This is a genomic window from Burkholderia sp. BDU5 (genome assembly GCF_001522845.1).
Lineage (GTDB): Bacteria > Pseudomonadota > Gammaproteobacteria > Burkholderiales > Burkholderiaceae > Burkholderia > Burkholderia mayonis.
The window spans coordinates 139,228-159,031 of the sequence record NZ_LOWC01000173.1 but is presented as its reverse complement, the minus strand read 5'-3'; the positions used below and the strand labels follow the sequence as shown (position 1 = coordinate 159,031).

General features: G+C 67.9%; 14 protein-coding genes. 6 read left to right on the top strand and 8 right to left on the bottom strand.

Annotated features, from left to right (window positions below):
• Window positions 1–11: 11 nt before the first annotated feature.
• From WS69_RS29540 to WS69_RS29530, 3 genes are read left to right on the top strand one after another with little or no spacing between them, the layout of a single operon-like run.
• The gene (locus WS69_RS29540) at window positions 12–2,213 is read left to right on the top strand and encodes an FUSC family protein (RefSeq protein ID WP_059474180.1); all 2,202 of its coding nucleotides are present in this window, start codon (window positions 12–14) and stop codon (window positions 2,211–2,213) included.
• A complete protein-coding gene (locus WS69_RS29535) occupies window positions 2,210–2,413 on the top strand; it encodes a DUF1656 domain-containing protein (RefSeq protein ID WP_004191885.1) in 204 nt (67 codons plus the stop codon). Before WS69_RS29540 ends, WS69_RS29535 begins: the two co-directional genes overlap by 4 nt.
• Before the next feature lie 13 nt (window positions 2,414–2,426).
• Window positions 2,427–3,308: an efflux RND transporter periplasmic adaptor subunit gene (locus WS69_RS29530; RefSeq protein WP_059474208.1), complete on the top strand. Its 882-nt coding sequence runs from the start codon at window positions 2,427–2,429 to the stop codon at window positions 3,306–3,308.
• A 342-nt stretch (window positions 3,309–3,650) separates the two neighbouring features.
• Here the strand turns inward: WS69_RS29530 and WS69_RS29520 are convergent, their stop codons facing one another.
• Window positions 3,651–5,327 (bottom strand): methyl-accepting chemotaxis protein, encoded by a 1,677-nt coding sequence (locus WS69_RS29520; RefSeq protein ID WP_059474178.1) that lies wholly within the window; start codon window positions 5,325–5,327, stop codon window positions 3,651–3,653.
• Window positions 5,328–5,682: 355 nt separating this feature from the next.
• Between WS69_RS29520 and WS69_RS29515 the strand changes: the two genes are divergently transcribed.
• Complete coding sequence (locus WS69_RS29515; protein WP_059474177.1) at window positions 5,683–6,936, top strand: MFS transporter; 1,254 nt, start codon at window positions 5,683–5,685, stop codon at window positions 6,934–6,936.
• Between the two features lie 224 nt (window positions 6,937–7,160).
• Here WS69_RS29515 and WS69_RS35395 read toward each other — a convergent pair whose 3' ends face one another.
• From WS69_RS35395 to WS69_RS29505, 3 genes are read right to left on the bottom strand one after another with little or no spacing between them, the layout of a single operon-like run.
• Window positions 7,161–7,286, bottom strand: a complete 126-nt coding sequence (locus tag WS69_RS35395) for a hypothetical protein (protein ID WP_257791883.1) — start codon at window positions 7,284–7,286, stop codon at window positions 7,161–7,163.
• A 12-nt stretch (window positions 7,287–7,298) separates the two neighbouring features.
• Entirely contained in the window at window positions 7,299–8,081 is a 783-nt protein-coding gene (locus WS69_RS29510) for a 5'-methylthioadenosine/adenosylhomocysteine nucleosidase (RefSeq protein WP_059474176.1), read from the bottom strand.
• On the bottom strand, window positions 8,078–10,438 hold the full coding sequence (locus WS69_RS29505; RefSeq protein ID WP_059474175.1) for a UvrD-helicase domain-containing protein: 2,361 nt from the start codon (window positions 10,436–10,438) through the stop codon (window positions 8,078–8,080). Before WS69_RS29505 ends, WS69_RS29510 begins: the two co-directional genes overlap by 4 nt.
• Before the next feature lie 139 nt (window positions 10,439–10,577).
• Between WS69_RS29505 and WS69_RS29500 the strand changes: the two genes are divergently transcribed.
• Together WS69_RS29500 and galU are read left to right on the top strand one after the other, a co-directional pair.
• Window positions 10,578–13,445 carry a valine--tRNA ligase gene (locus tag WS69_RS29500; protein WP_059474174.1) on the top strand — a complete coding sequence of 956 codons (2,868 nt, stop codon included), beginning with the start codon at window positions 10,578–10,580 and terminating at the stop codon, window positions 13,443–13,445.
• 86 nt (window positions 13,446–13,531) lie between these two features.
• Complete coding sequence (gene galU, locus WS69_RS29495) at window positions 13,532–14,413, top strand: UTP--glucose-1-phosphate uridylyltransferase GalU (protein WP_059474173.1); 882 nt, start codon at window positions 13,532–13,534, stop codon at window positions 14,411–14,413.
• A gap of 58 nt (window positions 14,414–14,471) precedes the next feature.
• Here galU and WS69_RS29490 read toward each other — a convergent pair whose 3' ends face one another.
• From WS69_RS29490 to WS69_RS29475, 4 genes are all read right to left on the bottom strand, one after another.
• Window positions 14,472–15,086 carry a DUF4136 domain-containing protein gene (locus tag WS69_RS29490; protein WP_059474172.1) on the bottom strand — a complete coding sequence of 205 codons (615 nt, stop codon included), beginning with the start codon at window positions 15,084–15,086 and terminating at the stop codon, window positions 14,472–14,474.
• An 82-nt stretch (window positions 15,087–15,168) separates the two neighbouring features.
• Window positions 15,169–17,562: a CHASE2 domain-containing protein gene (locus WS69_RS29485; protein WP_059474171.1), complete on the bottom strand. Its 2,394-nt coding sequence runs from the start codon at window positions 17,560–17,562 to the stop codon at window positions 15,169–15,171.
• Between the two features lie 10 nt (window positions 17,563–17,572).
• Window positions 17,573–18,937, bottom strand: a complete 1,365-nt coding sequence (locus WS69_RS29480) for a FecR family protein (RefSeq protein WP_059474170.1) — start codon at window positions 18,935–18,937, stop codon at window positions 17,573–17,575.
• Window positions 18,934–19,638: a response regulator transcription factor gene (locus WS69_RS29475; RefSeq protein WP_059474169.1), complete on the bottom strand. Its 705-nt coding sequence runs from the start codon at window positions 19,636–19,638 to the stop codon at window positions 18,934–18,936. The genes WS69_RS29480 and WS69_RS29475 overlap by 4 nt, the downstream gene beginning before the upstream one ends.
• Between the last annotated feature and the right edge of the window lie 166 nt (window positions 19,639–19,804).

The following is a 19,804-nucleotide window of genomic DNA, read 5'->3' as shown; positions in this document are numbered from 1 at the left end:
AGGAGCCGATCATGCCAGCCGCCTCCCCCGCTTCCACCCCGCCGCCGCAATCGGCCGGCGCCGCGTTCGTCGCGTCGATGAGCGACTGGGCGCACACCGACGGCGCCGCATGGCTCTATCTCGCGAAGGCGCTCGTCGCCGCGTTCCTCGCGCTCGGCGTGTCGATGGTCCTCGACCTGCCCGCGCCGAAGACCGCGATGACGACCGTGTTCATCGTGATGCAGCCGCAAAGCGGTGCGGTGTTCGCGAAGAGCTTCTACCGGCTCATCGGCACGTTCGTCGGCCTGACCGCGACGCTCACGCTCATCGGCCTGTTCCCGCAGCAGCCGGTGCTGTTCCTCCTCGCGGTCGCGCTGTGGGTCGCCGTGTGCACGGCGGGCGCCGCGCGCAATCGCAACTTCCGCAGCTACGGATTCCTGCTCGCCGGCTACACGGCCGCGCTGATCGGCCTGCCCGCGTCGCAGCATCCCGACGGCGCGTTCATGACCGCGATGACGCGGGTGTCCGAGATCTCGGTCGGCATCCTGTCGGCGGGCATCGTGAGCGCGCTGATCTTCCCGCAGTACACGGGCGAACAGATGCGCACGACGGTGCGCCAGCGCTTCGGCGCGTTCGTCGATTACGTCGCGGCCGCGCTCGCGGGCGCGCTCGACCGTTCGAAGATCGAGAGCGTCCATACGCGCTTCGTCGCGGACGTCGTCGGCTTCGAGTCCGCGCGCAGCATGGCCGTGTTCGAGAACCCGGACACGCGGATGCGCAGCGGCCGGCTGTCGCGCCTCAACAGCGAGTTCATGACCGCGTCGAGCCGCTTCCACGCGCTGCATCAGCTGATGAACCGGCTGCACGCGACGAGCGCGCAGGCGGTCGACGCGCTCGAGCCGTACTTCCGCGAGATCGCGCCGCTCCTGTCGAAGGACGGCGAGCACGTGCGCACGTCCGCCGACGCCGCGGGCGCGGCCGAGCAACTGCTCGCGTATCGCGACGCGCTGCCGCGCCGCGTCCGCGCGACGCGCGCCGAGCACGAGACGCAGCCCGGCTTTCCGCTCCTCGACTTCGACACCGCGTCCGAGCTGCTGTACCGCTTCATCACCGATCTGCACGCGTACGCGGCGACCTATGCGTCGCTCGCCGCGAGCACGCACGAGCGCGAGCGCTGGATCGAGCGCTACGAGCCGCGCACGAACGCGACGGCCGCGCTGATCGCGGGCATCCGCACCGCGAGCGTGATGCTGCTCCTGAGCGTGTTCTGGATCGAGAGCGCGTGGCCGAGCGGCGTGATGCTCGTGCTGAACGCGGCGGCCGTGTGCGCGCTCGCGTCGTCGTCGCCGCAGCCGACCAAGATGGCCGCGCAGATGGCGATCGGCACCGCGTTCGGGGTCGTCATGGGCTTCGTGCTGATGTTCGGCGTCTATCCGCACATCGACGGCTTCGTGCTGCTGTGCGCGGCGCTCGCGCCGTTCCTCGCGCCCGGCGTGTTTCTGTCGCTCAAGCCGAAGTACGCGGGCTGCGGCGCGGGCTACCTGATCTTCTTCTGCACGCTCGCCGGCCCGGAGAACGTCACGCATTACGATCCGGTCGGCTTCATGAACGACGCGCTCGCGCTCGTGCTGTCGATGATCGTTGCGGCGATCGCGTTCGCGGTGCTGTTCCCGCCGAGCGCGCCGTGGCTCAAGAAGCGCCTGTTCGCCGATCTGCGCCATCAGGCGATCGCTGCGTGCCATGCTCGCCTCGCGGGGCTGCGCACGCGCTTCGAGAGCGGCGCGCGCGATCTGATGTTCCAGGCGCACGGACTGTCGGCCGACCAGCCCGACGCGCAGCGCGACGCGTTGCGCTGGATGTTCGCGGTGCTCGAGACCGGCAACGCGGTGATCGATTTGCGCCACGAGCTCGCGACGCTGCCGCGCGATCCGCGCTACGCGGCGACGATGCCGTGGCGGCGCGCGATCGAGTCGGCGCGCGACGCGCTCGCCGCGCTGTTCGGCAAGCCGACGCCCGCGCGCTTCGACGCGGCGCTCGCGGCCGCCGTCGAAGCGATCGCCGCGACCCAGCAGGCGCTCGTCACGTTCGCGCCGCCGCGCGAAGAGCGTCATCAGATGCAGCGGATCCTATCGCAACTGCATTTCGTGCGCACCGCGCTGCTCGATCCCGAATCGCCGTTCGCCGCGCTCAACGGCGGGCGTGTGCCGCCCGCCCAACAAGGAGCTCCATCATGATGCCGCGCGACCTCGCCATCCTCGACGCGTACGTGCCGACCGTCGTGCTGATGTTCGTCATCGGCGCGTTCGCGACCTGGCTGATCGACCGCCTGCTCGCTTATACGGGCCTCTACCGCGTCGTCTGGCACCCGTCGCTGTTCCGGGCGAGTCTCCTCGTCTGCATTTGCGGCGGACTCAGTCTCGCCGTCTACCGTTGATATGAATCGAATCATGCTCTTGCGAAAACTCTTCGGCTTCGTCGCGACAGCCGCCATCCTGATCGTCGCGATCCTGATCGGGCGCACGCTGTGGATCCATTACATGGACGAGCCCTGGACCCGCGACGGCCGCGTGCGCGCGGAGATCGTCAACGTCGCGCCGGACGTGTCGGGCGCGGTCGTCGAGCTGCCGGTGCGCGACAACCAGCCCGTGAAGAAAGGCGACCTCGTGATGCAGATCGACCCGTCGCACTACCAGATCGCGGTCGAGCAGGCGCAGGCGGCCGTCGCCGCCCGCCGCGCCGAGCTGCAGATGCGCCGCGCCGACGCCGCGCGCCGCGCGGACCTCGACGCGCTCGTCGTGTCGAAGGAAAACCGCGAGAACTCGGTGCAGACCGCGTCGAGCGCCGAGGCGCAGTATCAGCAGGCGATCGCCGCGCTCGACGCCGCGAAGCTCAATCTCGAGCGCACGCGCGTCGTCGCGCCGGTCGACGGCTACGTCACGAACCTGAGCGTGTTCAAGGGCGACTACGCGACGGCCGGCCAGGCGAAGCTCGCGATCGTCGACAGCCACTCGTTCTGGGTCTACGGCTACTTCGAGGAAACCAAGCTGCCGCGCGTGAAGATCGGCGCGAAGGCGCAGATGCGGCTCATGAGCGGCGGCGTGCTGAAAGGCCACGTCGAGAGCATCTCGCGCGGCATCTACGACCGCGACAATCCGCAGAGCCGCGATCTCGTCGCCGACGTGAACCCGACGTTCAACTGGGTGCGGCTCGCGCAGCGCGTGCCGGTGCGCATCCATATCGACGAAGTGCCGAAGGATCTCGTGCTGTCGGCCGGCACGACGTGCACGGTGATCGTCGAGCCGGACGACGGCGGCAAGCGCAAGTCGTAGGTCGTGGGTCGCGATTCGAATGCGGGCATGTCCGCGAAACGGCGCGCGGCATGAGAAAACGGCCAGGCGGGATTGCGCGCCGGCCGTCTTGCGTCAGGAGCGCTTGCTAGCAAGCCACGGCGGAAAGATTCGACGGCGAGCAGCAACATGCCTCGTCACTGGAGAGCACGACACGGCGCAATCGAGCGAGCGGAGGCGGCGACTTGCTCCGGCGCCGCCGCTTCGCAGCGCGCCGCGACGTCGAGCGCCGCGTTCGCGCCGGAGCCGTCAGGGCATCTCGGCCTGTCCGCCGCCGCGCGATGCGATGCACGCGCGACAGCGAGCGAGCCGAGACGCACCCGCTCAACCCGCCGCGTGCGCGGGCAAATGAAAGCGCCCGACCATCGCCTTCAGCATCTGCGCCTGCTCGTCGAGCGCGCGCGCGGCCGCGGCCGCCTCCTCGACGAGCGCCGCGTTCTGCTGCGTCCCCGCATCCATCTGCGTGACCGCGCGCTCGATCGCGTCGATACCCGAGCTCTGCTCGTTCGACGCAGCCGAGATCTCGCCCATGATGTCGGTCACGCGCTTCACCGCGCGCACGACTTCGTCCATCGTGCGCCCCGCGTCCTGCGCGAGCACCGCGCCGTTCGCGACCCGCTCGACCGACGCGCCGATCAGCGCCTTGATCTCCTTCGCGGCCGTCGCCGAGCGCTGCGCGAGCGAGCGCACCTCGCTCGCGACGACCGAGAAACCCCGCCCTTCCTCGCCCGCGCGCGCCGCCTCGACGGCCGCGTTCAGCGCGAGGATGTTGGTCTGGAACGCGATGCTCTCGATCACGCCGATGATGTCGCGGATGCTCTTCGCGCTCTCGTCGATCTCGTTCATCGTCGTGACCACGCGGCCGACGACCGCGCCGCCCGCCTCGGCGACCGACGACGCATTCGCCGCGAGCGCGCTCGCCTGGCGAGCGTTTTCCGCATTCTGGTGGACGGTCGACGTCAGCTCCCCTACGCTCGTCGCGGTCCGTTCGAGTGCGACCGCCTGCTGCTCGGTGCGCTGCGACAGATCGAGATTGCCCATCGCGATCTGGCCCGCGGCGGACGCGATCGCCTCCGCGCTCGCCGAAATCTCGCGCACGGTGCCGGCCAGGCCCTCCTGCATGTCGCGCAGCGCGTGCAGCATGCTGCCGTGGTCGCGGCGGTCGAGCCGGATCGCGTTCGACAGATCGCCGCGCGAGATGCTGACCGCGATCTCCTTCGCATACGCGGGCTCGCCGCCCAGCTGCGCGCCGAGCCGCCGCACGACCCACGCGGCGATCACGAACGCGAGCACGACGAGCGCGGCCGTCATTGCGGCGAGCATCGCGAACGATTCGCGGTAGATCGCGCCCGATGCGTCGAGCGTCGCCTTCGACGCGTCGCCGCGCGCGTCGACGAGCCCGTCGACGCGCTTCTCGAGCTTGCCCGTCTCGACGAGCAGCGACACGTCCTGCGAGCCGACCTGCCAGCTCATCTGAGACAGATCGAGCGGCTGTTCGCGCACGAGCTTCACGAAATCGCGCAGATGCCCGCTCCACGCGGCGACGGCCGCGCTGAACGCCTTGAGCCGCGCGGCGTCGTCGGCCGCGCCGTCCGCATGCCGCTGCAGCGTCGCGAGCTCGGCGCCGATCGCCGCGAGCCCTTTGTCGATGTCCGCGCCGAGGTCGTCGCGCTCCTTCGCGGTCGTCGCGGTGATCAACATCTTCTGCGCCCGGCTCGCGCGCAGCACCGACGCGCGCACTTCCTCGGCCGCGCGGCTCGCGACGTGCCCCTGATCGTAGACCGACTTGATCGAGCTGTTGAGCCGGCTGATCTGCACGAGCGAGAACAGGCCGACGGCGAGCGTGCCCACGAGCAGCACGGCGAACGCGGCGCGCAGCGTCGTCTTCACCGACCATGCGCGGCGTCTTCGGCGCGACTTGCCGGGCTTGGGCGCGCGCCCCTGGCTCCCCGTCGAGTCGTCGGGCAGGAAGTGCTTGCCGTGCAGCGATACTCCTTTCATCGATAGATCCCCGTTCTTGTGCTGCGGCCAAAAAGGCGGTTTCGGCGTGACCGTCGGCGCTCGCGCGAGACGTCTCGCCTGACTCTACGGCAGACGCTTTTTTTTCTTGAGTGGGGTGAAACCCGTTTTGCCGCACGCGGCGCCCGGCCGGCAACGGCGCAAACGCTAAACACGTCGGGCACGCGGGCCGGCACACAAAAGCGTGCAACAGTCGCGTGCAGAGTTGTCCGATTTGCGATAAAAATTGGCCGGACATTGCCGATGAGCCACACTACACTTCGTTGACGCATCAAAGAAAAACACGCGCCGTGCCCTTTCGAGCACGCAGCGCCCCTTCCGAGACACTCGCATTCCTATGGAAACCAGCCTCGACAACCGTCCGTCCGTTGCCCGCTCCGCCGCGCCGTCCGCGCCGGCTGCCGCCGTCTCGCGCACCGTCTATCCAGTGCTCGGCGCGATCAGCTTCTCGCATCTGCTCAACGACATGATCCAGTCGTTGATTCTCGCGATCTATCCGATGCTGAAATCGGCGTTCGCGCTGTCGTTCGCGCAGATCGGCCTCATCACGCTGACCTACCAGATCACCGCGTCGCTGCTGCAGCCCGTGATCGGCCTCTACACGGACAAGCGTCCGCAGCCGTACTCGCTGCCCATCGGCATGGGCTTCACGCTCGCGGGCCTGCTGCTGATGTCGTTCGCGCCGACATTCCCGCTCCTGCTCGTCGCGGCGGCGCTCGTCGGCTGCGGCTCATCGGTGTTCCATCCGGAATCGTCGCGTGTCGCGCGGATGGCGTCGGGCGGCCAGCACGGACTCGCACAGTCGCTGTTCCAGGTCGGCGGCAACGCCGGCTCGTCGCTCGGGCCGCTGCTCGCCGCGCTCATCGTGATCCCGCACGGCCAGCGCAGCATCGCGTGGTTCTCGGTCGCGGCGCTCGTCGCGATCTTCGTGCTCGTGCAGATCGGCCGCTGGTACCAGCGCCATCCGGCCGCGAAGAAGAAGGCCGTGCATACGGCGCACCCGACGCTGTCGCGGCGCCAGGTCATGCTCGCCGTCGGCGTGCTCGTGATGCTCGTGTTCTCGAAGTACTTTTATCTCGCCAGCATCAACAGCTATTTCACGTTCTATCTGATCGACAAATTCCATCTGTCGGTACAGGCCGCGCAGATCCACCTGTTCGTGTTCCTCGCGGCCGTCGCGGCGGGCACGATCATCGGCGGGCCGGTCGGCGACCGGATCGGGCGCAAGTACGTGATCTGGACGTCGATCCTGGGCGTCGCGCCGTTCACGCTGATGCTGCCGTACGCCAACCTGTTCTGGACCACGGTGCTGACCGTCGTGATCGGCGTCGTGCTCGCGTCGGCGTTCGCGGCGATCATCGTCTATGGACAGGAGCTGATTCCGGGCAAGGTCGGGACGGTAGCGGGCCTCTTTTTCGGCCTCTCGTTCGGCCTCGGCGGCGTCGGCGCGGCGGTGCTCGGCCAGCTCGCCGACGCGACGAGCATCGCGTTCGTCTACAAGGTCTGTTCGTTCCTGCCGCTGATCGGCGTGCTGACGGTGTTTCTGCCGAACGTCGAGAGCAAGAAGACGCCCGGCAAGCGGGCTGCTTGAGGGAGCGGCGCAATCCGGGGGCCGCCTGAGACAGACGCGATCGGCGACGGATGGAAAGGCGGAGCCGGATTCGGGGCCGCTGCCTGCGCGTCGCCCGCGTCGACTGTCGATAAATCGATGTGGATCTGCGCGTAGCGCTGCGCGCTGCGTACGGTGCGAGCGCCGCAGGCCGCAATCGCCGCAAACACCGCGTCGCGGCGGTAGCAGATACCGCCTGATTCCGGTCAAAAGAAATGGCGCGCGGTGGCGGCGGCCTCGACGAGCGGCTCCGCTGCCGAACCGATCGCCCAGCCCACGCCGCGCGTCGAACCGCCGTTACCCGGCGCGGTCCGCAGCAGCGCGCCGCTCAACCCGCCATCGAATCAAGCCGCCTTCGCATGCGCGGCGAGAAAGCGCTTCAGAATGCCCGACGAATACGTGCCGGCGATGTCGGTCAGGAAGGTCGTGAACGACGCGCTCGCGTGATCGTCGGCGGTATCGGAAATCGTCCGGACGATCGCGCACGGCACGTCGTACTCGTGGCACACCTGCGCGAGCGCCGCGCCTTCCATCTCGACCGCGAGCGCATCCGGCAGCGCGTCGCGCAGCGCGGTCACTTCGCGCTCGCTCGACACGAAGCGATCGCCGCTGACGATGAGCCCTGCGCGCACGCGCGCGCCGCGCAGCCGGAAGCGCAGGTTCAGCGCATCGCCCTCGTCCTCGACGAAGCGCGCGCAGGCGGCCTTCAACTGCGCGGCGAGCGCGGCGTCGGCGGCGAAGCGCGTGACGCCGAGGAGCGGCACCTCGAAGCGCGGAAAGAGCGGCGACGCGTCGAGATCGTGCTGCAGCAGCGTGTCGGCGACGACGACGTCGCCGACGCTCACGTCGCTCGCGACGCCGCCCGCGACGCCCGTGAACACGACCGCGCGCACGTCGAAGCGATGGATGAGCGCGCTCGCCGTCGCGGCGGCCGCGACCTTGCCGATTCGCGCGAGCGTGACGACGCACGGCACGCCGTACGCAACGCCGGCGTGGTAATCGCGCTGGCCGAGCGTGACTGTGTCGACCGGGCCGTCGTCGCGCATCGCGGCGACGAGGTCGCCCAACTCCTCCGGCAGCGCGGCGAGGATGCCGAGCGGCCGGTTCGAAAACGTCTGCTGAATCATTCGACCGCCTGCAGTTTCGCGACCGCGAGCGCGAGCCACTTCTCGCCGTGCCGCTTGAATTTGACTTGCGCCTTCGCGTCGGCGCCGCTGCCTTCGAGCGCGGTCACCGTGCCTTCGCCGAACTTCGTGTGGAACACCTGCTGGCCGATCCGGAAGCCGTTTTCGGCCTCGCGCTGCTGGTTCGCAAACGCGGGCAGCGGCGCGGACACCGCCGCGTCGACGACGCTGTCGCGCGCGCCGCCCGGCCGCGCGAACCAGTCGCGGCCCCAGCCTGCGTTGTCCGATCGACCGCCCCAGCGGGCGCCCGCTTCGACCTTCGGCGTCAGCCACTTGAGCACGTGCTGCGGCAGCTCGTCGAAGAAGCGCGAGCGGATGTTGTAGCGGGTCTGGCCGTGCAGCATCCGGCTCTGCGCGAACGACAGGTAGAGCCGCTCCTTCGCCCGCGTGATCGCGACGTACATCAGCCGGCGCTCTTCCTCCAGGCCGTCGGATTCGACCGCGCTGTTCTCGTGCGGGAACAGGCCTTCCTCGAGCCCGGTGATGAACACCGCGGTGAACTCGAGCCCCTTCGCTGCGTGGACGGTCATCAGTTGCACCGCATCCTGGCCCGCCTGCGCCTGGTTGTCGCCCGCCTCGAGCGACGCATGCGACAAAAAGCCCGCGAGCGGCGTCATCGCATCGGGGTTCTGCGCGGGATCGGCGAGGTTCGCGGGCGCGAGCACCGCATCGGCCGGATCGGCGTCGCCCGCGGCGAGCTCGGGCGCCGCGCTCGCGCGCGCATGCAGCGGAATCGACCGCGCGGGCGTGTCGAGCCCGTAGCCTTCCTCGGAGACGAACGCGGTGGCCGCGTTCACCAGTTCCTGCAAGTTCTCGAGGCGATCCTGCCCTTCGCGCTCGCCCTGATAGAAGTCCGCGAGGCCGCTCGCGCGCACGACGTACTCGACCGTCTCGGGCAAGCTCATCTGCGCCGTTTCCGCGCGCATCTTCGCGATCAGGTTCGCGAACGCGCCGAGGCTCGTGCCCGCCTTGCCCGTCACGTACGGAATCGCGGCCGCCATCGAGCAGTCGTATAGGCGCGCGGCGTCGGCCAGCTGCTCGATCGAGCGCGCACCGATCCCGCGCGTCGGGAAGTTGACGACGCGCGCGAACGCGGTGTCGTCGCTCGGATTGTCGATGAGGCGCAGGTACGCGAGCGCGTGCTTCACTTCCTGCCGCTCGAAGAAGCGCAGGCCGCCGTACACGCGATACGGGATGCCCGCCGTCATCAGCGTGTGCTCGATCGAGCGCGACTGTGCGTTGCTCCGGTACAGCACCGCGACCTCGCTGCGCGCGAGGCCCGTATTCACGAGCGAGCGGATCTCCTCGACGATCCACGCCGCTTCCTGCGCGTCGGTCGCCGCCTCGTAGACGCGCACCGGCTCGCCGTGGCCCGCGTCGGTGCGCAGGTTCTTGCCGAGCCGGTGCGCGTTGTTCGCGATCAGATGATTCGCCGCGTCGAGAATGTTGCCGTGCGACCGGTAGTTCTGCTCGAGCTTGATCAGGTTGCGCACGCGGAATTCGTTCTCGAAATCGCGCATGTTGCCGACGTTCGCGCCGCGAAACGCATAGATCGACTGGTCGTCGTCGCCGACCGCGAAGATCGCGTTGTGGCCGCCCGCGAGGAGCTTCAGCCACGCGTACTGCAGCTTGTTCGTATCCTGGAACTCATCGACGAGGATGTGCTTGAAGCGCGCCTGGTAGTGCGCGCGCAGCGGCGGGTTGTGCGCGAGCAGCTCGTGGCAGCGCAGCAGCAGCTCGGGGAAATCGACGACGCCCTCGCGCTGGCACTGCTGCTCGTACGCCTGGTACAGCTCGACGAACTTGCGGTTGAAGCTGTCGGTCGCGTCGACCCGGTCGGGACGCAGCCCCTGCTCCTTCGCGTTGTTGATGAAGTACTGGACGTTCTTCGGCGGATATTTCTCGTCGTCGACGTTCGCCGCCTTCATCAGCCGCTTGATCGCGGAGAGCTGGTCGGCCGTGTCGAGGATCTGGAACGTCTGCGGCAGGCCCGCGTCGCGGTAGTGCGCGCGCAGCATCCGGTTGCAGAGGCCGTGGAACGTGCCGATCCACATGCCGCGCGTGTCGATCGGCATCATCGCGGACAGGCGCGCCATCATTTCGCGCGCGGCCTTGTTCGTGAACGTGACGGCGAGCACAGTCGCGGGCGACGCGTAGCCATGCCGGATCAGCCACGCGATCCGCGTGATGAGCACGCGGGTCTTGCCGCTGCCCGCCCCGGCGAGGATCAGCGCCGGCTCGTTCGGCAACGTGACGGCGGCGAGTTGTTCGGGGTTCAGGTTTGCGAGCAGATCGGGCATGGAGAGAAGGCGGTCGAACGGATGGACGCAGGCCGGACATTATAAATCGCGCGCGGCCTGCGCCGCCCGGCCGATGCGCATCCATTTATAATCGAGGGTTTCCGCAACAATCACCCCATCTTTCGGCGAATTTCCTACCATGAGCGACACCACGCTTGCGAAGAGTTTCGAGCCCCAGACCATCGAATCCCAATGGGGGCCGGAATGGGAAAAGCGCGGCTATGCCACTCCCGCGCTCGACCCGAGCCGGCCGGACTTCTCGATCCAGTTGCCGCCCCCGAACGTGACGGGCACGCTGCACATGGGCCACGCGTTCAATCAGACGATCATGGACGGGCTCGTGCGCTACCACCGGATGCTCGGCCACAACACGCTGTGGCTGCCCGGCACCGACCACGCGGGCATCGCGACGCAGATCGTCGTCGAGCGCCAGCTCGATGCGCAAGGCGTGTCGCGGCACGACCTCGGCCGCGAGAAATTCGTCGAGCGCGTATGGGAATGGAAGGAAAAATCCGGCTCGACGATCACCGGCCAGATCCGCCGGCTCGGCGCATCGCCCGACTGGTCGCGCGAGTACTTCACGATGAACGACAAGATGTCGGACGTCGTGCGCGAAGTGTTCGTGCGCCTCTATGAACAGGGCCTCATCTATCGCGGCAAGCGCCTCGTCAACTGGGACCCCGTGCTGCTTACCGCCGTGTCCGACCTCGAAGTCGCGAGCGAAGAGGAAAACGGCCATCTGTGGCACATCAGGTATCCGCTCGCCGACGGCTCGGGCCACCTGACCGTCGCGACGACGCGCCCCGAGACGATGCTCGGCGACGTCGCGGTGATGGTCCATCCGGAAGACGAGCGCTACAGGCAACTGATCGGCCGGCACGTGAAGCTGCCGCTTTGCGATCGCGAGATTCCGGTGATCGCCGACGACTACGTCGACCGCGAATTCGGCACGGGCGTCGTGAAGGTCACGCCCGCGCACGACTTCAACGACTACCAGGTCGGCCTGCGCCACAAGCTCGAGCCGATCGAGATCCTGACGCTCGACGCGAAGATCAACGACAACGCGCCCGGGCAATACCGGGGCCTCGACCGCTTCGACGCGCGCCGCGCGATCGTCGACGAACTCGACGCGCAAGGCTTCCTCGAATCCGTGAAGCCGCACAAGCTGATGGTGCCGCGCGGCGACCGCACGGGCGTCGTGATCGAGCCGATGCTCACCGATCAGTGGTTCGTCGCGATGACGAAGCCCGCGCCGGAAGGCACGTTCCATCCGGGCAAGTCGATCACGGAAGTGTCGCTCGACGTCGTGCGCGGCGGCCGGATCAAGTTCGTGCCGGAAAACTGGACGAGCACCTACTACCAGTGGCTCGAGAACATTCAGGACTGGTGCATCTCGCGCCAGCTGTGGTGGGGCCATCAAATTCCCGCGTGGTACGGCGAGAACGGCGAGATCTTCGTCGCGCGCAGCGAGGACGACGCGCGCGCGCAGGCCGCCGCGAAGGGCTACGCGGGCCCGCTCAAGCGCGACGACGACGTGCTCGACACGTGGTTCTCGTCGGCGCTCGTGCCGTTCTCGTCGCTCGGCTGGCCGAACGACACGCCGGAACTAAAGCACTTCCTGCCGTCGTCGGTGCTCGTGACGGGCTTCGACATCATCTTCTTCTGGGTCGCCCGGATGGTGATGATGACGACGCACTTCACGAACAAGGTGCCGTTCGAGACGGTCTACGTGCACGGCCTCGTGCGCGACGCCGAAGGCCAGAAGATGTCGAAGAGCAAGGGCAACACGCTCGACCCGATCGACATCGTCGACGGCATCGGTCTCGACGCGCTCGTCGCGAAGCGCACGACGGGCCTGATGAATCCGAAGCAGGCCGCGACGATCGAGAAGAAGACGCGCAAGGAGTTCCCCGACGGCATCCCGGCGTTCGGCACCGACGCGCTGCGCTTCACGATGGCGTCGATGGCGACGCTCGGCCGCAACGTGAACTTCGACCTCGCGCGCTGCGAAGGCTACCGCAACTTCTGCAACAAGCTGTGGAACGCAACCCGCTTCGTGCTGATGAACTGCGAAGGCCACGACTGCGGCTTCGACAAGCCGGAAGTGTGCGGCGCGGGCGACTGCGGCCCGGGCGGGTATCTCGACTTCTCGGCGGCGGACCGCTGGATCGTGTCGCTCCTGCAGCGCGTCGAGGCGGACATCGCGAAGGGCTTCACCGACTACCGCTTCGACAACATCGCGAACGCGATCTACAAGTTCGTCTGGGACGAGTACTGCGACTGGTACCTCGAGCTCGCGAAGGTGCAGATCCAGAACGGCGCGCCCGCGCAGCAGCGCGCGACGCGCCGCACGCTGCTGCGCGTGCTCGAGACGGTGTTGCGTCTCGCGCATCCGATCGTCCCGTTCATCACCGAGGCGCTGTGGCAGAAAGTCGCGCCGCTCGCCGGCCGCTATCCGGCGTGCACGGCGGAAGGCGAAGCGTCGCTGATGACGCAGGCGTATCCGATCGCCGATCCGAAGAAGCTCGACGAGGCCTCCGAACAGTGGGCGGCCGAACTGAAGACCGTAGTCGATGCATGTCGTAATCTTCGTGGCGAGATGAATCTGTCTCCCGCGACCAAGGTGCCGCTCCTCGCAGCCGGCGACGCCGCGAAGCTGCAGGCGTTCGCGCCGTACGTCCAGGCGCTCGCGCGCCTGTCCGAAGTGCGCGTCCTCGCGAACGAAGCGGCGCTCGACGCAGAAGCGCACGGCGCGCCGATCGCGATCGTCGGCGACAACAAGCTGGTGCTGAAGGTCGAGATCGACGTCGCGGCGGAGCGCGAGCGTCTGTCGAAGGAGATCGCGCGTCTCGAAGGCGAGGTCGTGAAGTGCAACGCGAAGCTCGGCAACGAGGCGTTCGTCGCAAAAGCGCCGCCCGCCGTGGTTGAACAAGAGCAAAAGCGGCTCGCGGAGTTTCGGAATACGTTGACGAAACTGAGCGCGCAGCTTGCCCGCCTGCCGTCGTAACAGTCCGTAAGGAATCTTGCGTTCACTATAATGCTGCAATCACCATTTGATTCGACCGAATCAATACGAGGAACAAGGGTTCAATCATGCTGAAAGTCACCAAGGCGGTTTTCCCGGTCGCGGGCTTGGGCACGCGGTTCCTGCCCGCCACGAAGGCGAGCCCGAAGGAAATGCTGCCGGTCGTCGACAAACCGTTGATCCAGTATGCGGTGGAAGAAGCGATTGCAGCGGGCATCACCGAAATGATCTTCGTGACGGGCCGCAGCAAGCGCGCAATCGAGGACCACTTCGACAAGTCGTATGAAGTCGAGGCGGAGCTCGAAGCGCGCGGCAAGGAAAAGCTGCTCGAGCTCGTGCGCAGCATCAAGCCGAGCCATGTCGATTGCTTCTACGTGCGTCAGCCGGAAGCACTCGGCCTCGGTCACGCGGTGCTGTGCGCGGAGAAGCTCGTCGCCGACAACCCGTTCGCCGTGATCCTCGCGGACGACCTGCTCGACGGCGACCCGCCCGTGATGAAGCAGATGGTCGACGTGTTCGACCACTATCACAGCTCGGTGATCGGCGTCGAAGAGATTCCGCCTGAGGACACGAAGTCCTACGGGATCGTCGACGGCAAGGAGTGGGAAGACTCGATCATCAAGATGTCGGCGATCGTCGAGAAGCCCGCGCCCGAAGTCGCGCCGTCGAACCTCGGCGTCGTCGGCCGCTACGTGCTGAAGCCGCGGATCTTCGATCACCTGCGCGCGTTGAAACCCGGCGCGGGCGGCGAGCTGCAATTGACGGACGCGATCGAGGCGCTCCTCGCCGACGAGCAGGTGCTCGCGTACAAGTACCGCGGCACCCGCTTCGACTGCGGCAGCAAGCTCGGCTATCTGAAGGCGACGGTCGAGTTCGCGCTGCGCCATCCCGAAGTGAAGACCGAGTTCGAAGCGTATCTGCGCTCGCGCAGCGAAACGCAGCAACCGTAACCCCGGTCAAGCGCGGCGGGCGGCCATGCCCGCCTGCCGCGCCACCGCCCGCCCCCGCTTAGTTCGAGCGGGCGGGCTTCACCGATATGATGCCCGGCATCGCATCCGCGTCGCGCTTCTTCGTTTCGACCAGCCAGCCATTCCCGTCCGTATACGGCACGCGCGCAAGCGCGCTGCGCACGAGCGCGGGCGCCGCCCGCAGCGCGTCGGGACGCCGGTCCTGCACGGCCGCCGAGACACGATACGCCTCGGCGCCGCTGCTGCGCTCGACGAAACGCAACGTCAGCACGTGCCGGTAGATCGTGCCCGCGAACGGCAGTCCGAACGGCGCTGGTCCGTCGACCGCGACGCACGCCGGTTGCTGCGCGCCGCCGCAACCCGGCATCGTCAGCACGACGGATGCCGGCTGCGTCGCATAGGCGATCGTCACGCGATAGCGGGCCTGCGCGTCGGCCGCTTCGTCGAAGCCGCGCTGCGCAAGCTCGCGGCGCACGAGCGTTTCTACTTGCCGGTAGTCCGCGTTGTCGGCCTGCACGGCCGTCCGCGCGAAATCGTAGGTCCGCGTGCCCGCGAGCGCGCCCGGCGCCGCCGAAGCGCTGACGCCTGTCGTCACCGACGCGCATCCTGACAACCATGCGACCGCCAGCGCCGCCCCCGCCCACAAGATCTTCATAGCTTCTCCCATATCGCTTCGCCCCGTACTCATTCGCCCATGCACGGGCCCCACCCGCGCCGAGCGTCGAATCCTGCCGACGTCACGCCGGCGGCTCGTCGAACGTCGGCAGCGACACGGTAATCGCCGTGCCGACGCCCGGCGTGCTGTCGACGCCGATGCCGCCGCCATGCCGCACGACCACGGTCTTGACGAACGCCATCCCGAGCCCGGACCCGGCGACTTCCGGCCGCTCGCTCGTGTGAAACCGCTTGAAGCGCTCGAACAGGTGCCGCTGATCCTCGAGCGAAATGCCGTAGCCCTGGTCACGGATCGTGCAGTGCAGGCGCCTCGTGTCCGGCTCGACCGATAGCGTACACGTGATCACCGTATCCGTCGGACTGTATTTGACCGCGTTGTTCAACAGGTTCACGAGCGCGCGGGTCATCAGCGAGCGGTCGGCGCCGACCCAGCACGGCTCGTCGCCGAGCGACGTGTCGATGCGAATCCGCTTCGCCTGCGCTTGCGGCCAGACCTCGTCGCTCGCGTCGATCAGCAGGTCGGTGAAGCTCACCGCTTCGAGCTGGTACGTCTGCGACTCGGCGCGCGCGAGCTGCACGAACTCGTCGGCGAGCATCAGCGCGCGCTGCGCATAGCGCTCGATCCGCGCGAGCAGCCCGCGCGCGTGATCGGATTCGGCCCGCTGCCGCTCGATCTCGACGAGCGCGAGGATCGATGACTGCGGCGAGCGCATGTCGTGCGACAACAGATGCAGCGCCTCCTCGCGCTGCCGCTCGGCCGCGTGCAGCGCGGTCACGTCGACGAGGCTCGCGATCCAGCCCGTCACGTTGCCCTGCGCGTTCGTGCACGGCGCGTAGCGTAGCAGATGATCGAGCCCGCTCAGGTCGCGAACTTCGATGCCGCGCTCCATCACGTCGTTCTCGTAGTCGCGTGTCGGGTCGAGCGCGGCGGGCCAGTGCGTGCGGATCTCGAGGTCATGCTCGGCGTTGCCGTCGACCGTCTTCGTAAACGACAGCTCGCCGAACGCGACGCGCAGCGGCCGCCCTTCCGGCGCCGGCGCGTTGAGCCGCGCGCAATAGCGCTTCGCCGCGTGGTTCGCGATCAGCACGGTACCCGCGAGATCGGTGACGACGACGGGTTCCGGCATGCTGTCGAGGCTGTCCCAAACGAAGCGCTTCATGTCCTGCACGCGCTGCGCGGCCTGCGCCATCAGCGCCATCTGCCGCTCGAGCACGTCGCCGCCGAATTCGCTGCGCTCGCGCGGCGCCTCGGGCAGCAGATGCGGCTCGTCGGCAAGACGCTGCAGCTCGTGGCGCAGGTACGACATCGTCATCTCGAGGCGCCGCCAGTTCCAGATCGGGTAGACCGCGATCAGCCCGAAGATCGCCGGCGCGGGCGACAGCCACAGCCTCGCCTCGTAGAGGAGCGCCGTGCTCGACGCGACCGCGAGCGCCGCGAGGCTCAGCGTGAGGAGCAGCGAGCGCCACGGCGACAGCATCAGGAAGCCGGCGAGCAGCACGACGAGCGGCAGCAGCGACGCGCTGAACACGAGCCAGCCGGACACGGGCGAGATCGCGCGCCCCGTCATCAGCGTATCGAGCACGCTCGCATGGATATAGACGCCCGGCAGCGGGCCGAACTCGCCCGAGATCGGCGTCGCGAAGCGATCGTAGAGTCCCGACGCGGTCGCGCCGACGATCACGATCTTCCCGCGGAGTTGCCCGGGATCCACGCGGCCCGCGAGCACGTCGACGAACGAGATCGCCGGGTAGTTCTGCGACGCGCGGCTGAACGGAATGAAATAGCGGGATTCGCCGTTGTCGTCCCGCGCGATGTCGTGCGCGCGCCGCGCGACGGGCGCCGGCTGCGCGAGCTTCAGCTGGCCGTTCTCGAGCGCGTGGAACACGGGCACCATCAGTTGCGGCCAGCGGTGCCGGCCGTCGCTCTCGAAGAGCGCGACGCTGCGCACGATTCCGTCCGGGTCGACTTCCAGATTGATGTGGCCCGCGCCCGCGACGTGCTGCGCGAGCACCGGCACGGGCGGATTGACGGTGCGCGTGCCATCGCCCTCCTCGGGGCTCAGCAGCACGGGCAGGAACGTCGGCACGAGATCGAGCGACTTCGCCAACGCCTTGTCGTCGGCGGACGGCTCGGTGAACAGCACGTCATAGACGACGGCGGCCGGCTGCGTCTTCGCGAGCGCGTCGAGGAATTCCGCATGGACGCTGCGCTGCCACGGCCAGCGGCCGAGCGTGTCGAGACTGCGGTTGTCGATCTCGACGATCACGATGTTCGGCTCGATCGGCAGCTTGCGCAGCGTCAGCAAGCGGTCGTAGATGATCCGATCGACGCTCGCCGTCATCCGGCCCGCGACGCCCCCGAGGATCACCGCGATCCCGAGACAGCCGATCGCGATCCATTCGACGAGAAAGCGGCGGCCGAGCAGCCGCCGCCGTTGCGTGCGGTCGAATCTCATCCGCCGCCCATCAACGCGCGATCGTGAACGCGTTGACCGCGCTGGCCTTCTCGTAGAAACGGCCGCCTTCGAAGCGCTCCGCGATCACGGACCAGTAGTAGTCGCCGGGCTTCAGGTTCGATACGGCGATGCGCCCGCCCTGCGCGTCGACCTGGTCTACGATCGGGTTGCTCAGATCCTTCGCCCCCGACAGCACGAAGCGAAAGCGCGTCGCGCCGCCCGCGGAGCCGCCGTCCGTCGTCGACCAGCGGAACGTGTACCCGCCGTCGGCGGGCGCCGCGGACGCGTTGATTCCGAAGCGTCGGCGCTCGAACGCGTAGATGCGCGGCTGGCCTTCGAGGCCGTGCGAATCGACAGCAGAGAGACGGACGAAATAGGTGCCGTCCGGCACGTCCGTAAACGCGGCGTGCGGCGCATTCACGCGTACTTCCTGGAAGAGATCGTACAGGCCCGCGTCGCGCGCGATCTGCACGTGGTAGTTCTGCGCGCCGCCCAGCGGCACGAGATCGAACGCCACCTGCGGCTCGTCCTGCACCTTCGCCGGATCGGTGAGCTGCGGCGCGCCAAGGAGCGCGATCGGGTTGCCGACCACGCCGTTCGCGCTCGACACGTTGCCGAAGTTCGCATGAACGAGCGTGTCGGTCGTGCGCTTCGCGCTCGGCGCAACGCCGACCGTGCCGTCCAGCACTTCGACCGTCGTCGACGCGCGACCGTCCTTGTCGTAATTCACGCGAAAGCGCGTGCCGCGCACGCCGGCGACGACCGACGGCGAACGGATCTGGAAGCGATCGTCTTTCTTCTTCAGGTGGGTGACTTCGCTGTCGACGGAGCCGCGCCGCAGGTCGATCACGCGCTCGAGCGTGCCCGTCAGCACCGTACGGCGCAGCGTCGCGAGATCGATCTGGCTGTCGGGCGGCATGCTCAGGTGCGTGCCGTCCGTGAGCTCGAGCGTGACGAACGCGTTCGCGCCCGTGCGCAGGCGGTCGCCTTCCGTCAGCGTCGCATCGACGGCCACGGGCGTGAACCGCGCGGAGCCGCGCCCCGCGCTCTCGACCGCGCCGTGCGCGGCGATCACGCGCGCCGACAGCCGCTCCTTGCGCAGCCGCGCCGCGGGCAGCTTCAGCACGGCGCCCGGCTGCAGGTGCTTCGGCACCGGCACGTCGTTCAGCTGCGCAACGAGCGACCAGTCGTCCGATCCTTGCAGGTAGCGGGCCGCGACGTCGTACAGGGTGTCGCCGCTGCGCGTCGTGTAGTCGACGGTCTGCGCGGCCGGGCGCTTCGCCTGCTGCGCGGCGGCGTGCTGCGCCGCCAGAGCCACTGCCGCGGCGCAGCACGCCGTCAGCACGTACTTCGTCACGATGCCGCTTGCGCTCACTCGGCGTCTCCCTGCGTCACGCGCTCGAGCCGGTAGCCGTAGCCGTAGATCGGCGCGAGACGGTAACCGTTCTCCGGACGCAGGCCGAGCTTCGTGCGCAGCATCGAGATGTGCGTGTCCATCGTCCGCGACGGAATGTCGGTGGCCTGCTTCCAGACGAGATCGAGGATGTGCGCGCGCGACAGCGGCCGGTCGAGGTGCTGGAACAGCAGCAGCGCGAGCTCGAACTCCTTCTGCGTGAGGCTCACCGGCTTGTCGCCGACGTACGCCTGCTTCAGGTTCGCGTCGAACTTGTAGTTGTCGAACTCGCGGATCGACGACTCCGCGTTGACGGGATACGCGCGGCGCAGCAGCGAGCCGATCCTCGCGCGCAGGATCGGACCGGACACGGGCTTCACGACGTAGTCGTCGGCGCCCGCGTTCAGGATCTGCGTGATGCCCGCTTCGTCGTCGCGGCTCGTCATGAAGATGATCGGCAAACGATGTTCGACCTGGTTCGCCCGCACCCACTTCAGGACTTCCTCGCCGGACATGTCCGGCACGTTCCAGTCGAGCACCAGCAGATCGAACGTCTCGCGCTGCAGGCGCTTCTTCAGCGCCTTGCCTTCCTTGAACGCATAGCACGTATGGCCTGCGGCCGTCAGCGTCTGACTGACAAAATCCGTTTGGGCCTGATCGTCATCCAGTACAGCAATTCTCATAGCACCCCGCAAAACGAAATCCATTCGGGCCGCGTTCGCCGAGCGGCCATGGGCAAGCCCGCACGAGCCCCGATTCGTAATAACCCGCCATTATCGGCTGAATGGTGATGATTGTCCGGCGCGCTACGCGCGAACCGGTATTCTAAGTGATCGATGCCCCCATATC

Bases quoted from the DNA above. Each gene is read 5' to 3' on its own strand.
- WS69_RS29540 (WP_059474180.1), top strand. From the start codon at position 12: ATGCCAGCCGCCTCCCCCGCTTCCACCCCGCCGCCGCAATCGGCCGGC.
- WS69_RS29535 (WP_004191885.1), top strand. From the start codon at position 2,210: ATGATGCCGCGCGACCTCGCCATCCTCGACGCGTACGTGCCGACCGTC.
- WS69_RS29530 (WP_059474208.1), top strand. From the start codon at position 2,427: ATGCTCTTGCGAAAACTCTTCGGCTTCGTCGCGACAGCCGCCATCCTG.
- WS69_RS29520 (WP_059474178.1), bottom strand. From the start codon at position 5,327: ATGAAAGGAGTATCGCTGCACGGCAAGCACTTCCTGCCCGACGACTCG.
- WS69_RS29515 (WP_059474177.1), top strand. From the start codon at position 5,683: ATGGAAACCAGCCTCGACAACCGTCCGTCCGTTGCCCGCTCCGCCGCG.
- WS69_RS29510 (WP_059474176.1), bottom strand. From the start codon at position 8,081: ATGATTCAGCAGACGTTTTCGAACCGGCCGCTCGGCATCCTCGCCGCG.
- WS69_RS29505 (WP_059474175.1), bottom strand. From the start codon at position 10,438: ATGCCCGATCTGCTCGCAAACCTGAACCCCGAACAACTCGCCGCCGTC.
- WS69_RS29500 (WP_059474174.1), top strand. From the start codon at position 10,578: ATGAGCGACACCACGCTTGCGAAGAGTTTCGAGCCCCAGACCATCGAA.
- galU (WP_059474173.1), top strand. From the start codon at position 13,532: ATGCTGAAAGTCACCAAGGCGGTTTTCCCGGTCGCGGGCTTGGGCACG.
- WS69_RS29490 (WP_059474172.1), bottom strand. From the start codon at position 15,086: ATGAAGATCTTGTGGGCGGGGGCGGCGCTGGCGGTCGCATGGTTGTCA.
- WS69_RS29485 (WP_059474171.1), bottom strand. From the start codon at position 17,562: ATGAGATTCGACCGCACGCAACGGCGGCGGCTGCTCGGCCGCCGCTTT.
- WS69_RS29475 (WP_059474169.1), bottom strand. From the start codon at position 19,638: ATGAGAATTGCTGTACTGGATGACGATCAGGCCCAAACGGATTTTGTC.